The following is a 12,907-nucleotide window of genomic DNA, read 5'->3' as shown; positions in this document are numbered from 1 at the left end:
ATGTGATGGGTCAGGCAGCGTCAGCCGCGGGCCGCGTGGTGTCCGCCGGCCGGGGCTGGGGAACTTCGCCGCCGGGGTTGGTCATGATTCGGCGGAGGTGCTCGACCAGTTCGGGGGTCGGCGGTGGGGCCAGGGCGACGCGGGCGTGGATCGCGGCGACGGTGGCCGGGCCGAGGATGGCGAGGCGCTCCTCGCGGGTCATGCGACGGCCTCGACGGGCACGCGCTTGATGACCTCGCGCAGGTCAACGTCATATGCCTCGGCGAGTCGCATGGCCGAGTTCAGGTCAGGCTGGGCTTCGCCGCTGAGGTACCGGTACACGGACGATTCGGGGATCCCGGTGCGCCGGTAGATCTTGTATCCGGTGCGGTCGCCGTGGGAGCTGGTGATGTTGAGCAGCTTCTTGATGTCGAGGCGGAACACGTAGTCACTCCTCTCTTCGCTCGCTGGGGTGCTGGTAGCAGGGGGTTCCTTGCTCACGAGGGAGACCCTGCCACGAACATCCCTCCCGCGCAAGGGAGCTTGCGGGCTAGGGAGGAGTGATTTTTGTGTCGTACGCACGTTCGAGTGCCGGAGTGACCAGTGTTAACGCAGGTCAGTGGCCTGATCGTGACCCTTGCGCGCGAGGGAACTTCTGGCTACTCCCTAACTAGGGAGGTAAAGTTTTGGGACATGACCGATGCCACCCCCACACGCGCACAGCGATTCGCCGCAATCGTCGTGCCAGCCGCCGTACGCGCCGGCTACGTCGGCCACGGCGCCAAGGCCCGCTTCGCGCGAGACACCGGCATGACGGACAGCAGCGTCACGCGCCTCTGGCAAGGAAGTGCCCTTCCTGAGGCGCGCTTCTACGAGGCAATTGCCTCCGCCACTGGCCTCGACCTCGCAACTCTCCTTGTGGAGGGTGGCGTTCTATCGCATCAGTCGCTTCAGTCACTGTCCGAAACTGACCGATCGCAGGTAGGCTCGTCCCTCACCGTGGAAGAAGCAGCCGATCGGCTGGGCATTCGGGACGAGGTAGGACGCGAGCTTTTCTACGCAACCATCGAGCGTCTCAAGCGTCTACAAGACGACGCCTCCGATCACGCCGCTGACGACGACCACGGAGGAACAGCGGCACAGATGTGAAGCGGGGGTTGTATGGAGCTCGAAGGCAGTGCACGAGCCACGATCGTGGCGGCCGGCGCGGGAATGCTCGCCGGGCTTTCGGTCGTGGCGTACGGCGCCTACCGCGGCAACCTCGCACACGTTGTGGCCGGAACGTGCCTCACGTTGGTCACACTCACCGTGTGCGCGCTGGTGTTCATCCGGAAATGGATCCTCGACACCCGCGACGAGCGCCGGATCCTCGGTGCCACGCAGCGCGCGGCTGAAGTCGAGCGGAGCCGGTACGTAGCAGCGCAGGCGGCCCTGGAGAACGAGCAGGGCCGTCTGCGCCAGGACGTGGCCGCCGAGCATCATGCCCTCGCGGTCCGTCTCACGGCCGAGCGTGCAGCGCTGACCACCGAGTTCGAGGCGAAGCGCGGCGAGTACATGGCGGAAGCGATGGAAGTCGCGGTCCGGCTGATCGTCGGGAAGAAGCTCGACCCGACGCAGGTGGCCAGCGCCAAGCTCATCCAGTTCCCGCAGAGCCTGCCGCACCAGCAGCGGGAACGCTCGCGGGAACACGGAGTCGTCGGTCCCTGAACGCGGGCTCGCCGAAGAACGACAGCCGGATCCTGCCCTCGTCCAGCGGACGGCGCCCCGACGCCTTCGCCTTGAAGAGGCGCACCGTCACGACCGACCGGATCACCTCACGCTTCTGATCCAGCGTGAGGCCCCGCACCATTGGCTGCCCCTCCGACTCCGGCCGGCCGTCCCACACCAGGCCCGGGTCGTCGGACTCCAGCAGGCGCAGCAGCAGCGGCGACAGGCCCGTGGACGTCTGCAGCGTCTTCTGCGCGGCCTCCAGCTTCGGCACCAGCTTGGCCTCCATCGCCGCCAGCGACTGGGCCGACAGCTTGAAGCGGCCCGTGGTCTCGTCAAAAGTTTCGGCCAGAGCGCGTGCTTCCCGCAGCTGCTCCTCGTACGCGGTGACCAGCCGCTGCGCGGATGCTGCCGCCTCCTTCACCTTGTCGTCCGCCGGCACCAGCGCGGCCCGCGCCTCCTCTGTGTTGCTGAACCACGCGAGGATCGCCTCCTCGACGTAGGCGTCCAGCCGGGCCTCCGCGATGCTCGTGTCGTTCTTCTCTGAGCAGCACAGTGTGGGCTTCCTCTGGCCGGTGCCGGTGAGCCAGCGCAGGACGGCGTGGTCCCCGCACTCGCCGCACAGGGCGAGGTAGGACAGCAGGTGTGCGACCTCGGATCCGCGCTGCATCAGCCGGGTCGGGCTGGTGAGGAGCGCGGTGACGCGGTTGAACATGGCGCGTCCGTCGGGTGTTTCCAGCCCCTTGATCGGCGCCCACACGGCTTTCACGTAGGTGCCCTTGTGGATGCGTTCACCGAGGTAGGCGCGGTTGAGGAGCATCGACCGGGCGTACGCCTCGGTCCAGGGCTTGCCGTCTGGGCGGGCCGCCTCCGGCACTGAGTTGAGCCAGCGTGTGACGGCGCGCAGGGAGTGGCGGTTGTCGATGCGCTGCATCGCCTGGAGGACGCACTTCCCGCGGTCGGGGTCCTCCATCTGTCCGGTGCAGCGCTTGCGTCCGGCGACGGTCTGGTACGTGCGGACGTAGCCGAAGAGGAGCTTCCCGTGCGGCATGCCGGCCTGCGCCTGCAATCCGGTGGTGCGGAGGTTCCGGTCGCGGATGCCTTCGGCTTCGTCCTCGGCGTCGATGGCGTGCTGCGCGGTGGCCTTGCGGTCGTCCCTGCGGGAGAGGTCGTAGACCTGGCCGTTGTAGCAGAGCAGGGTGTTGGACGCGATGCATGCGGCGCGGAGGCGGACGTAGGCCTCAAGGTCGCGGTAGTAGCGGGAGGCTTCGAAGGCGACCACGATGCGGGTGACGCCGGGCGGCGCGGGCTCGGTGGTCAGGGTGTGGATCAGCGCTTCGAAGTCGTCGCGGGACTTGCGGCTGTGGCGGCTGGCGGAGATGTCCGTGTCTTTGAACTCGCGGCCGATGGGCCAGTCGTATCGGGCGCACAGGGCTCGGCCGTTGACGAGTTGGTCGTCGACACTGCTTCCGGAGCCGATAGCGTCATCCGAGTTGCGGCCGTACAGCATCGCCTCGAACCGGGTGTTCGGGAGGACGAGGTGCAGGTATTCGGGCGCGTAGGGCATGGGGGAATGCTAGCGAACTACAGCATCCCTAAACAGATTTGTGGGTCCAGATCGCCGGAGTCGTGTTCTCCTGCTGGTCGCTCAGGCCGTTCATGCCCGAGATGCCGATGTGGGAGTACGCCGTGGCGTCGTCCCACCCGAAGGTCGACTTGAGCTTGGTCTTCAGGCCCTCGGTGGCGCCGACCGTGTTGCCGTACATGTCGGAACCGCCGCCGAAGTCGAACGGCATGATCGTGAAGACGTCGATGCCGGCGTTGAGCGCCTGCGCCTGCTCGATGAGCCGGTTGCCCCAGTACGTGGGACCGGTCGTCGTCGTACCGAACGTGACGATCGTGCGCAGGCCCGGGTTGTTGGCCTTGACGGTCTTCAGCGCGGTCAGGATGCGGTCCTGGACGGCGGCGTTCTCGAACTCGTCGGTGTTCTCGATGTCCATGTCGATCGCCTTGAGGCTGTAGGCGTCGATCACCTTCTGCAGTGCCGCGGCCAGCGCGCTCGCGGAGGAGCAGTTGGCGCCGAGCTTGCTGCCCGACCAGCCGCCGAAGGAGGGGACGATGTCACCGCCCGCGGAGCGGATGGAGTTGATGACGCTCTGGTCGTTGCCGCCGGTCAGCGGTCGGCTGCCGTCCCAGGCGGGGTTGCAGCCGCCCTGGTCGAGCATGAACGCCATCGTGTACCACTTGACGCCGGTCGAGCTCATCACGGACGTCGCGCTGGGCGGGTCGCCCCAGCCGAGGTAGAGGTAGGGCGCCGCCTGCTTGAAGCCGGTGCCACCGCCGCCGCCCGCGTCGGTCGTCACGCTCACCGCGTTGGAGGCGCCCGAGGTGTTCCCGGCCGCGTCGCGTGCCTTGACGGTGAAGGTGTAGGCCGTGCTGGGCGACAGCCCGCTGACCGTGGCGCTCGTACCGGAGACGGTCAGCACCTGGTTCGAGCCGCTGTAGACGTCGTATCCGCTGACGCCGACGTTGTCCGTCGACGCGTTCCACGCGAGGGACACGCTCGACGAGGTCTTCGCGGTGGAGCGCAGGCTCGCCGGGGCCGTCGGCGCCTGCGTGTCCGAGCCACCGCCGCCGCCGGGACCGTCCAGGCTGACGTCGTCGGCGTAGTAGGTGCCCTGGCCGTACCAGCCGTGGGTGTAGACCTTGGCGCTGGTCTGCGAGGCTCCGGTGGTGAAGGTCAGGGTGAGCTGGCTGTAGGCGGAGGTGGAGGTCGTCCACGTCGAGGCGCCGCCGTCGACCCCGAGGTAGACGTAGCTGCCGCGCACCCAGGCCGAGAGGGTGTACGTGGTGTTCGGCTGGACGGAGACGCTCTGGGTGCACTTGGCGTTGTCGCTCGAACTGGCGTCCCCGGCAAGGGCCTTGGAGCCGCCGTGCACGGGACTGGAGACGACCGAGCCGAGGTTGCCGGTGCAGGACCAGGGGGAGAGAGCGCCCGACTCGAAGCCGGGGTTGGTGAGGATGTTGGCCGCCTGGGCCGTACCGGGCAGGGCGACCGCTCCGGTGAAGGCCAGGGCGGCGGTGCCCAGCAGGGCGAGGAGGCGACGTCTGGAACGTCCGAACAGGTGGATGCGCACGCGATCTCCCTGGGGAAATGGGGGTGTTCGGGAGTGCAGGGAAGTGCAGGGGAGTGCGCAACCAAGTTGGTATGGACCAATGCGGCTGTCAAGGGTTCGGTGCGAATTGGTCCAGACCGGTGTGTCCGGCCGACGCGGCACAGGGCGGGCCGGAACGGAGGGAATCGGTGTTCTCGAGGCAGGGCGGAGAAGCCGTGTGAGCTAGGCGGGCGCGTTGGCCGCCGTCGCCACGCCGCTGGTGGTTTCCTCGACGGCCGCCGGTGACGCCGGCGAGGGCACCGCGGGCAGCGCCGTGGCCGGGATCTCCGTACGCTGCGACGGCAGGGAGACCGGGCGCAGCGGACGCGGCCCCGCGACCACGGTGTAGTCCTGGCCCAGCCGTGCGGGAACCAACTCACCCGGCTCCTCGCCGAGCGCCAACTGCACCGCCGCGTAAGGCGCGTTGACACCGCACAGGGCGAGCTGGTGCAGCCCGCCCGCCGGGCGCGTGTTGACGTCCATCAGGACGGGCTCGTCCCTCAGCATCCGGAACTGAATGTTCGTCAGGTAGTGCAGATCGAACGCCTCCGCGATGCGCCGCGCCGGCTCGATCCACGACGGGTGGAGCGTGAAGCCGCGACGCCGGCCGTTCTTGGTACGGCCCACCGCCATCCGCACCCGGCCGTCGGGACCGGTGAGGCAGTCCACGGACACCTCTGGCTGCTCCAGGACCGGCATCACCAGCCAGTCGACGGGCTCCTCGGCCCGCCGTACCGCCTCCACGGCCATGTCGAGCGGCACGTACGGGCTGGGGAACCCCGCGAGGTGCGTCAGTGAGAAAGGCGCGCGCGTGATCTTGCGGAAGCCCACCCCGCCGGCGCCGGAAGCGGGCTTGAAGCACGCCTCGTGGCCGTCGGCCTCCAGCGACTCGACCGCCGCGAGCAGTTCCTCCGCCGTCCGCACCCGGCACCACGGCGGCACCGGCACGCCCTGCTCCCGCAGCGCCTCGTACGCCGTCACCTTGTCGTGGAAGACGGCCACGGCCTCGCCCGGCGGCGCGAGCAGAGCCGTACCGAGCGCGGCGAACTCCGCGCGGTGCGCCACGATCGCCGCCTGGTGCAGCACGGGCACGAAGACGTCGATGCCGTGCCGCGCGCACTGGTCCAGCGCGTACTCGACGTACGCGGCCCGGGAGAGGCCCTGCGGTTCCAGGGCCGCGGTGTCGGCCGCCGCCAGCACGGGCGAGTCGGCGTCACCGTGCGTGGCATGGATCTCGACCGGCCGGTCGTGCGGATTGGACCGCAGCTGATCCATGAAGAACACGTTCTCCGCGTACGTGCGGTTGAGCCAGACGCGTACGCGAGAGACCATGCAGGCCACCTTTTCACGGTTCGCGGGCACGGCGAAGCAGGCCGTGCCCGGCCAGGGGGGAGGGAGGTACACCGAGCCGCCGTACGCCGAAGAAGGTTCGTGACAGCCGTGTTGGCCCGATCATAGGGGGCGCGCGACCCTTGTGACGCTACGGGCGTGTTACGGATTGACCCGGCGCCCGCGCGGAGCCGCCCGGCGCCGCACTCGTGACCTGGTCGAGCCGCCTTGTCGCTGCCCGGGAGCGTGTGTTCTTGTGTTCCCATTCGGTTCGCGGAGGGAGCGGGTGTGGAGTCGACGGACGGCCGTCCGGGGCACCTGCTGGCCATCAGCGACCTGCACGTCGGCTACAGCGAGAACCGCGCCCTGATCGACGGACTGCGCCCCACCACCGACGACGACTGGCTGCTGGTGGCCGGAGACGTCGCGGAGACCGTGGCCGACATCCGCTGGGCCCTCGAAACCCTCGCCGGACGCTTCCGCAAGGTGATCTGGACCCCTGGCAACCACGAGCTGTGGACCCACCCGAAGGACACCGTCACCCTGCGGGGCGTGGCCCGCTACGAGCACCTCGTCGCCCTCTGCCGCGAACTCGGCGTCGTCACCCCCGAGGACCCCTACCCGGTTTGGGAGGGCCGGGGCGGGCCCGCGGTCGTCGCGCCGCTCTTCCTGCTCTACGACTACTCGTTCCTGCCGCCGGGCTGCGCGACCAAGGCTGAGGGCATGGCCTACGCCGAATCGACCGGCATCGTCTGCACCGACGAGTACGTCCTGCACCCCGACCCGTACCCGAGCGCCGACGCCTGGTGCCGGGCCCGCGTCGCCGAGACCGAGCGCAGACTCGCGGAACTGCCCGGGGACCTGCCGACGGTGCTGGTCAACCACTACCCGCTGGACCGGCACCCGACCGACATCCTCCACTACCCCGAGTTCGCGATGTGGTGCGGCACCCGGCTGACCGCCGACTGGCACCACAGATACCGCACGACCGTCATGGTCTACGGCCACCTGCACATCCCGCGGACCACCTGGCACCAGGGCGTCCGCTTCGAGGAGGTGTCGGTGGGCTACCCCCGCGAGTGGAGCAAGCGCCAGGGACCCCCGGCCACGCTCCGCCGCATTCTGCCGATGGAGGTCGGAGCAGGTGATCGAGGAGCTGCTCCCGGAGTCGGTCGTGGCCGTGGAGGCACACGGTGACGACGGGTCCGGGCACACGGCGCTGTACCCCGGGGAAGAGGCGCTGATAGCGCGCGCGGTGCCCAAGCGGCGCCGCGAGTTCACCGCCGTACGCGCCTGCGCCCGCCGAGCCATGGCCAAACTCGGGGTGCCCCCGCAGGCCGTCCTGACCGGCGAGCGCGGAGCCCCCCGCTGGCCGGAAGGACTCACCGGCAGCATGACGCACTGCGAGGACTACTGCGCCGCCGCGCTGGTCCGCGTCACCGACCTGGCCTCCCTCGGCATCGACGCCGAACCCCATCTGGAGCTGCCCGAGGGCGTCCTCGGCGCCGTCGCCCTGCCCGCGGAGCTGGAGCGGCTGAGCCGGCTGGCGTCGGCCGGCCCCGCCGTCCACTGGGACCGCCTGCTGTTCAGCGCCAAGGAGTCCGTCTACAAGGCGTGGTTCCCGCTGACCGGCCGGTGGCTGGACTTCTCCGGGGCGGACATCGACATCCGCCCGGATCCGGGCGTCCCCGTGGCGGAGGCCCGCTCCGGCCGTCTGCGCGCCGAACTCCTCGTGCCCGGCCCGCTCGTGGGCGGTGTACGCGTCGGCGCCTTCGAGGGGCGCTGGACGGTCCAGGGGGGCCATCTGGCGACGTCGTTCACCGTGCCGCACCCGTAGCGTCCCCGGCCGTATCGGTACTCGACTCCTGAGCTGGGCCGGTCCTCAGCCGGGCTCCGGGCACCAGCTGTGCAGCAGACGGAAGAACTCCTCCTCGTTGCCCGCGAGTCCGGCCGCCGCCAGCGCGCGCTCCGCCTCGGCGAGCGCGGACGGCGGCACCACGGGTGGCCGCCGTCCGCTCGACGGGCCGTCGAACGCGGCGCGTACGGTCTGGAGGAGGCGCAGATAGGCCTGCACGGCGGCACGCTCGTGGTCGGTCAGTACGGCGGTCGGCATCGGACGGCTCTCCCCGGGTCGGCTTGTCGAAGCGGTACGTGACTCAAGCTTGCCGTCCACCACTGACAATCCCGTCTCGGTCCGCGGGGGTTCGCCCGCTTAGCCGAGGTGAAACCTGCCCGAAACCCCTTGTCGGACAAGGGCCCTAGGCTGGAGGACGGAGCTCGGGGCCGCCTGCCGGACGGCCCCGGAGAACGGGAGGCGAGCCGTGGCCGACGTACCGCCCCGGCGCCCGCGCCGCAGCCACCGGCTGCGCTCGGTGGGCGACGCGGACCTGCGACTGCGCCACAAGGTCGTGCACGGCTACCGCCGCGCCTACCGGATGGCCGGACAGGGCCCGGCGCTCGTCCTGATCCACGGCATCGGCGACTCGTCGGCGACCTGGGCGGAGCTGATCCCCGACCTCGCGCGCACCCACACCGTCGTCGCACCCGACCTGCTGGGCCACGGCTCCTCGGACAAGCCGCGGGCCGACTACTCGGTGGCCGCCTACGCGAACGGCGTACGGGATCTGCTCACCTCCCTCGACATCGAGTCCGCCACGCTGATGGGGCACTCGCTGGGCGGCGGGGTCGCCATGCAGTTCGCCTACCAGTTCCCCGAGCGCACCGAACGGCTGATCCTGGTCAGCGCGGGCGGGGTCGGCCGGGAGGTGAACCCCGTGCTGCGGGCGGTCTCGCTGCCGGGCGCCCATCTCGCGCTCGCCGCGCTGCGGCTGCCCGGCATGCGGCTCCAAGTGGGTCTGTTCGCACAGCTGATGAAGCTGCTCGACACCGATCTGGGCCAGGACGCGCCCGAGTTGCTGACGCTCGTCGACGCGCTCCCCGACGCTACCTCCCGCAGCGCCTTCATCCGCACGCTGCGCGCCGTGGTCGACTGGCGCGGGCAGGCGGTCACCATGCTCGACCGCTGCTATCTGACCGAGGGCATGCCGACGATGCTGCTGTGGGGCGACCGGGACAGCGTGGTGCCGGTGTGGCACGCGTACGGCGCGCACGAGGCGATGCCGGGCAGCCGGCTGGAGATCTTCGAGGGCGCCGGCCACTTCCCCTTCCACAGCGATCCGGCCCGCTTCGTCGCCCTCGTCGAGGAGTTCACCGGCACGACCCGCCCGGCCGACTGGAGCCGTGAGCACTGGCGGGAGCTGCTGCGCGCGGGGCGTCCCGGCACCGCCGCGGGCCACCCCGACACCGCCCGCAACCGCATGGTGGAACGCGGCCTCAAGGACGCGAGCGAACGCAGCGCGACCTGAACCCCGTCGCCGGTTCCGCACGAACCGGGAGTCCTGCTAGGCCGTGTCCGGCTCCCGTCTCGCCGCGGCCCGCTCCCGGGCGGCCGCGACGACGGGGGAGCGGCGCAGCGCGACGGACATCCGCACCAGGTCGCGGGGACCCTCGGTCCCCGCGGCCGTCGGCTCGCCGTCAGAGGCCGCGGCCGAGCTGATCACCCTGCCCTCGGGGTCGGCCGCCCGGGCCCGGACGGCCGCCGTCACCATCGCCGCGTCGGCCTCGGCCCGCGCCTGCGCGGGCTCCGCGCCCGCCGCCAGGGCAGCCGCGTAGGCGGAGGAACGCACCTCGGGGTCGAAGTAGGGGTACAGCCCGAGCATGCCGTCGTGGATGTCCGACTCCCGCTGCGTGACCTGGAGTTCGGCGGGGGACCACCAGGCGATCCGCACCGAGCGGTCCCCGTGCGCCGCCACCGAGTTCAGCTCGCGCCACAGCGGCCCGAGCCGCCGGTACGTCGACCAGGTGCTCCACATGTCCCCGACGCGCCGTCCGGCCAGCGGCAGGCAGAAGCCGACCGCGCTCAGCTGCGCCCCGAAGGAGGCCAGCACCGGGGCCACGTACGTGCTCAGGGAGTCCAGGTCGCCGCCGTTCCAGCGGGCGATCACGGCGGTCAGCTTGGCGGCCGCGTACGGCACGTTGCACAGGAACCCGGCGGCGATCGTGAGCAGTCCGGCCCGCAGCCAGCCGTGCACCTGGAGCGCCCAGCGCCAGCACATGACGTTCATCGCGACGCCCGCGACGGTCAGCGCCACCAGGTAGAGCACGATCATCTCGCGGGCGAAGGGCGTGTTCGCGTAGTGGGTGTCGAAGTCCCGCAGCCGCTCCTCGGGGGTGTCCCCGAGCGCGAACAGGACGACGAGGGCGACGCTCACCACCGTGTAGCCGCCGGTCCAGCGCCGGGAGACACGGCGGGTCGCTTCGGCGGGCCCGCCACGCCAGTTGACGATCAGCACGAGGCAGGAGGCGCTGAACGCGCTCAGCAGGCAGTAGACGAGCGGCGCCGAGATGTTCGGCACGCCGGTGATCTCGTTGACCTCGGCGATGGTCGGCGGCGCGGCGAAGAGGAAGACCAGGGAGGCCAGGGCGAGGAGCACGCCCACCGACCGCAGCAGCGGGTCGCGCCAGCCCCGCAGCAGCGCGGGCGCCTTCACGGCGAGGGCGATGCCCATGGCGACGGCCGGGATGTAGTAGCTGGTTCCGTCCATGGTCGTCGGCGGCTTCCGGCGCGGTCAGCCCTGTGGCCCGCGATAGCCGAGCGAGGCTTCGATCCGGCCCGCCAGGTCGTCGCGCCGCACTGGGCCGCGCAGGGACGAACCGGCCAGCCAGCGGCGGCACTTGCTGGCGAGCAGCAGGCCGAAGCTCTCGGCGTCCTTCTCGTCGCCGAGGTCGAACCGCGTGCGGGCGGCCACCTTGAGCACCGTGTCCTGGAGGTCCGCGTCGTCCGAGAGCAGCCGGGCGGCGACGGCGGCACCCTCGACGTGGTGACTGCAGTGCCCGGCCTTCATGTGCCACAGCTCGTGTCCGAGGATGACCAACTGGTGGTCGGGTGCCGTGCGTTGCTCGATGACGACGAGGTCCTGGTCGGCCATGTCGAGCCACAGTCCGCTGGCGGTGCCGGGCGGGAAGGCGGCCGTGCGGTACTGGACGGGCCGGCCGCGGCGCCGGCTCATCGCGTCGCACAGGGCGGCGTACAGATCGGCGGGCTCCGCCGGGGCCGGGAGCGAGAGTTCCGCGACCAGCTCGCCGCACAGGCGGCGCATCTCCCTGCCAATGCCCACTCTCGTCCCCCGGATCACGACTCGGGCCGCTTGACGCTTTCCAGGAGCATGTCCAGCCATTCCGCGACCTTGTCCCGGTGCTGGTCCGTGGGCAGTTGTGCGGCCCGCCAGGCGATCCCGCGGACGCCGTGGTCCTGCAGCAGACGCTCCAGCGGGTCGTGGGCCGCGAGGGCCGCCGCGCGCTCCCGATCGGCCAACTGCTGGAGGAGTTCCTGCTCACAGCGCTGCAGGGCGCTCGCGAGCGCCTCGGGGTCCTCGGCCGTCAGGAAGCCGGCGTGCACGCGGAAGAAGCGCTGGATCGCGTCGCAGTGCTCCATGGTGGGGCGCCGGTCGCCGTTGATCAGGGCTCCCGCCTGCTGGCGCGACATCCCGGCGCCGTCGGCGATCTCCTGCTGGGTGTACTTGCGTCCGTTGGGCTTGAGGCGGGTGCGGCGCAGCAGGTCGAAGCGCTGGAGGAAACGCGTCTGCAGATCGGGCTCCCCGGCGGGCCGGCCGCTCAGCAGCGCCTTGACCACCGGTTCGGAGACGCCGGACTCGGCCGACAGACGGCGCACGTCGAAGATCTCGCCGTGCGGCACCCCGAGCCGGTCGGCGAGTGCGGTGACCCTGGCCACGACGGCCGGCAGCAGAACCGTCGCCGTGGCGCCCGGAACCTCGAAGCCATCCGTCACCGACAGATCTCCTACGTCTCTCTCAGGTCGTTCACAAGATACTCAGGAACCAACCGGAGAGTAGCCGCTTGTTCGAACCCGCATCCAGGTCTCGCCACAACTGTGGCGAGATTCAGCCGTCAACAGGCGCCAAATGCCACGATAGTTGACACGACTCCGCTCCGGGCAGCAGGATCAGGGCGCCGCGTGAAGGCCGCATAGGCAAGAGGGGTGACCTCCCGATGGCGTACCAGGCAGGAGGGCAGCGGTCACAGCCGCGGCCCGTCCCCGAGAGTCTCGAGGCTCAGGCGTATCTCCAGGACTACGCGACGCTGCTCGAGGCGCTCCCCTTCCCGTCGGTCGTGTTCGACCACCGGTGGGACGTCGTCCTGTCCAACGCCGCGTTCGAGACACTTTTCAACGAGGTCGGCCCGCATCCGACGGCCATGCCGGGTGACAACTTCCTGCGGTTCGTCCTGTTCCACCCCGACGCGGGCGCGGTGCTCGGCGAGCACGAGTCGAGCTGGTGCCTGCCGATGCTGGCGCACTTCGCGTCCGCCGTGGAGCAGCACGGGCAGGACCGCGGTCTCCAGTCGATCCGCAGGGACATCGCCCAGGACCCCATCATGGAGGCCGCCTACCGGCAGGGGCTGCCGCACTGGATCCGCGCGGTGGGCCCGGAGGGCGTGGAGCAGGACGGTGCCGTGCGTCCGCTCGTGCACCCCGACCCGCGCTGGGGCCGTACGGACTGCCGGATCATCGGCGAGACCCCCAAGACCCTTCAGGACATGGGCTACACGCGTATGACCCTCGTCCTGCGCGAGACGCGCCGCCCGCCGGTGGCCCCGCGCAGGACCCGCCAGGCCCGCCACGGAGCCGCACACCTGCGGGTCGTCTAGCGGCACCCGTC

15 protein-coding genes are annotated in these 12,907 nt (G+C 70.7%); 6 read left to right on the top strand and 9 right to left on the bottom strand.

Features of this window, described 5'->3' with window-relative positions:
• Nucleotides 1-10: 10 nt before the first annotated feature.
• Nucleotides 11-202 (bottom strand): hypothetical protein, encoded by a 192-nt coding sequence (locus tag ACFYQQ_RS00920; protein ID WP_355780099.1) that lies wholly within the window; start codon nt 200-202, stop codon nt 11-13.
• Nucleotides 199-423, bottom strand: coding sequence for a helix-turn-helix transcriptional regulator (locus tag ACFYQQ_RS00915; RefSeq protein ID WP_355780096.1), 225 nt, complete (start codon nt 421-423; stop codon nt 199-201). Before ACFYQQ_RS00915 ends, ACFYQQ_RS00920 begins: the two co-directional genes overlap by 4 nt.
• Nucleotides 424-672: 249 nt before the next feature.
• Here ACFYQQ_RS00915 and ACFYQQ_RS00910 point away from each other — a divergent pair, with 249 nt between their 5' ends.
• The gene (locus tag ACFYQQ_RS00910) at nt 673-1,128 is read left to right on the top strand and encodes a hypothetical protein (RefSeq protein WP_355780093.1); all 456 of its coding nucleotides are present in this window, start codon (nt 673-675) and stop codon (nt 1,126-1,128) included.
• A gap of 12 nt (nt 1,129-1,140) precedes the next feature.
• On the top strand, nt 1,141-1,686 hold the full coding sequence (locus tag ACFYQQ_RS00905; RefSeq protein ID WP_388902740.1) for a hypothetical protein: 546 nt from the start codon (nt 1,141-1,143) through the stop codon (nt 1,684-1,686).
• On the opposite strand, the gene ACFYQQ_RS00900 is transcribed toward ACFYQQ_RS00905, so the two are convergent.
• The 3 genes from ACFYQQ_RS00900 to ACFYQQ_RS00890 form a co-directional block, all read right to left on the bottom strand.
• On the bottom strand, nt 1,613-3,253 hold the full coding sequence (locus tag ACFYQQ_RS00900; RefSeq protein WP_355780086.1) for a recombinase family protein: 1,641 nt from the start codon (nt 3,251-3,253) through the stop codon (nt 1,613-1,615). The two genes, ACFYQQ_RS00905 and ACFYQQ_RS00900, sit on opposite strands and share 74 nt — an antisense overlap.
• Nucleotides 3,254-3,281: 28 nt before the next feature.
• Complete coding sequence (locus ACFYQQ_RS00895) at nt 3,282-4,823, bottom strand: carbohydrate binding domain-containing protein (protein WP_355780082.1); 1,542 nt, start codon at nt 4,821-4,823, stop codon at nt 3,282-3,284.
• 201 nt (nt 4,824-5,024) lie between these two features.
• Nucleotides 5,025-6,173 carry an ATP-grasp domain-containing protein gene (locus ACFYQQ_RS00890; protein WP_355780079.1) on the bottom strand — a complete coding sequence of 383 codons (1,149 nt, stop codon included), beginning with the start codon at nt 6,171-6,173 and terminating at the stop codon, nt 5,025-5,027.
• A gap of 285 nt (nt 6,174-6,458) precedes the next feature.
• On the opposite strand from ACFYQQ_RS00890, the gene ACFYQQ_RS00885 reads away from it, so the two are divergent.
• Together ACFYQQ_RS00885 and ACFYQQ_RS00880 are read left to right on the top strand one after the other, a co-directional pair.
• A complete protein-coding gene (locus tag ACFYQQ_RS00885) occupies nt 6,459-7,367 on the top strand; it encodes a metallophosphoesterase (protein WP_355780076.1) in 909 nt (302 codons plus the stop codon).
• Nucleotides 7,315-8,007: a 4'-phosphopantetheinyl transferase superfamily protein gene (locus ACFYQQ_RS00880; RefSeq protein WP_355780073.1), complete on the top strand. Its 693-nt coding sequence runs from the start codon at nt 7,315-7,317 to the stop codon at nt 8,005-8,007. Before ACFYQQ_RS00885 ends, ACFYQQ_RS00880 begins: the two co-directional genes overlap by 53 nt.
• A gap of 45 nt (nt 8,008-8,052) precedes the next feature.
• On the opposite strand, the gene ACFYQQ_RS00875 is transcribed toward ACFYQQ_RS00880, so the two are convergent.
• Nucleotides 8,053-8,283: a hypothetical protein gene (locus ACFYQQ_RS00875; protein WP_356166304.1), complete on the bottom strand. Its 231-nt coding sequence runs from the start codon at nt 8,281-8,283 to the stop codon at nt 8,053-8,055.
• Between the two features lie 208 nt (nt 8,284-8,491).
• Here ACFYQQ_RS00875 and ACFYQQ_RS00870 point away from each other — a divergent pair, with 208 nt between their 5' ends.
• The gene (locus tag ACFYQQ_RS00870) at nt 8,492-9,535 is read left to right on the top strand and encodes an alpha/beta fold hydrolase (protein ID WP_388902734.1); all 1,044 of its coding nucleotides are present in this window, start codon (nt 8,492-8,494) and stop codon (nt 9,533-9,535) included.
• A gap of 36 nt (nt 9,536-9,571) precedes the next feature.
• Here the strand turns inward: ACFYQQ_RS00870 and ACFYQQ_RS00865 are convergent, their stop codons facing one another.
• Genes ACFYQQ_RS00865 through ACFYQQ_RS00855 form a run of 3 tightly spaced genes read right to left on the bottom strand, consistent with a single transcriptional unit; the run spans nt 9,572 to nt 12,018 of the window.
• Nucleotides 9,572-10,774, bottom strand: coding sequence for an MAB_1171c family putative transporter (locus ACFYQQ_RS00865; protein WP_356166298.1), 1,203 nt, complete (start codon nt 10,772-10,774; stop codon nt 9,572-9,574).
• 24 nt (nt 10,775-10,798) lie between these two features.
• Nucleotides 10,799-11,329 carry a toxin-antitoxin system, toxin component gene (locus ACFYQQ_RS00860; protein WP_355792809.1) on the bottom strand — a complete coding sequence of 177 codons (531 nt, stop codon included), beginning with the start codon at nt 11,327-11,329 and terminating at the stop codon, nt 10,799-10,801.
• Nucleotides 11,330-11,361: 32 nt separating this feature from the next.
• The gene (locus tag ACFYQQ_RS00855; protein WP_355792812.1) at nt 11,362-12,018 is read right to left on the bottom strand and encodes a helix-turn-helix transcriptional regulator; all 657 of its coding nucleotides are present in this window, start codon (nt 12,016-12,018) and stop codon (nt 11,362-11,364) included.
• A 221-nt stretch (nt 12,019-12,239) separates the two neighbouring features.
• On the opposite strand from ACFYQQ_RS00855, the gene ACFYQQ_RS00850 reads away from it, so the two are divergent.
• Entirely contained in the window at nt 12,240-12,896 is a 657-nt protein-coding gene (locus ACFYQQ_RS00850; protein ID WP_355792815.1) for a hypothetical protein, read from the top strand.
• The last annotated feature ends 11 nt before the right edge of the window (nt 12,897-12,907 follow it).

Origin of the sequence: Streptomyces sp. NPDC005496 (genome assembly GCF_042872045.1) — a bacterium.
Taxonomy (GTDB): Bacteria; Actinomycetota; Actinomycetes; order Streptomycetales; family Streptomycetaceae; genus Streptomyces.
This window is presented reverse-complemented; position numbering and strand designations above follow the sequence as displayed.

Bases quoted from the DNA above. Each gene is read 5' to 3' on its own strand.
- ACFYQQ_RS00920 (WP_355780099.1), bottom strand. From the start codon at position 202: ATGACCCGCGAGGAGCGCCTCGCCATCCTCGGCCCGGCCACCGTCGCC.
- ACFYQQ_RS00910 (WP_355780093.1), top strand. From the start codon at position 673: ATGACCGATGCCACCCCCACACGCGCACAGCGATTCGCCGCAATCGTC.
- ACFYQQ_RS00905 (WP_388902740.1), top strand. From the start codon at position 1,141: ATGGAGCTCGAAGGCAGTGCACGAGCCACGATCGTGGCGGCCGGCGCG.
- ACFYQQ_RS00900 (WP_355780086.1), bottom strand. From the start codon at position 3,253: ATGCCCTACGCGCCCGAATACCTGCACCTCGTCCTCCCGAACACCCGG.
- ACFYQQ_RS00890 (WP_355780079.1), bottom strand. From the start codon at position 6,173: ATGGTCTCTCGCGTACGCGTCTGGCTCAACCGCACGTACGCGGAGAAC.
- ACFYQQ_RS00875 (WP_356166304.1), bottom strand. From the start codon at position 8,283: ATGCCGACCGCCGTACTGACCGACCACGAGCGTGCCGCCGTGCAGGCC.
- ACFYQQ_RS00865 (WP_356166298.1), bottom strand. From the start codon at position 10,774: ATGGACGGAACCAGCTACTACATCCCGGCCGTCGCCATGGGCATCGCC.
- ACFYQQ_RS00860 (WP_355792809.1), bottom strand. From the start codon at position 11,329: ATGCGCCGCCTGTGCGGCGAGCTGGTCGCGGAACTCTCGCTCCCGGCC.
- ACFYQQ_RS00850 (WP_355792815.1), top strand. From the start codon at position 12,240: ATGGCGTACCAGGCAGGAGGGCAGCGGTCACAGCCGCGGCCCGTCCCC.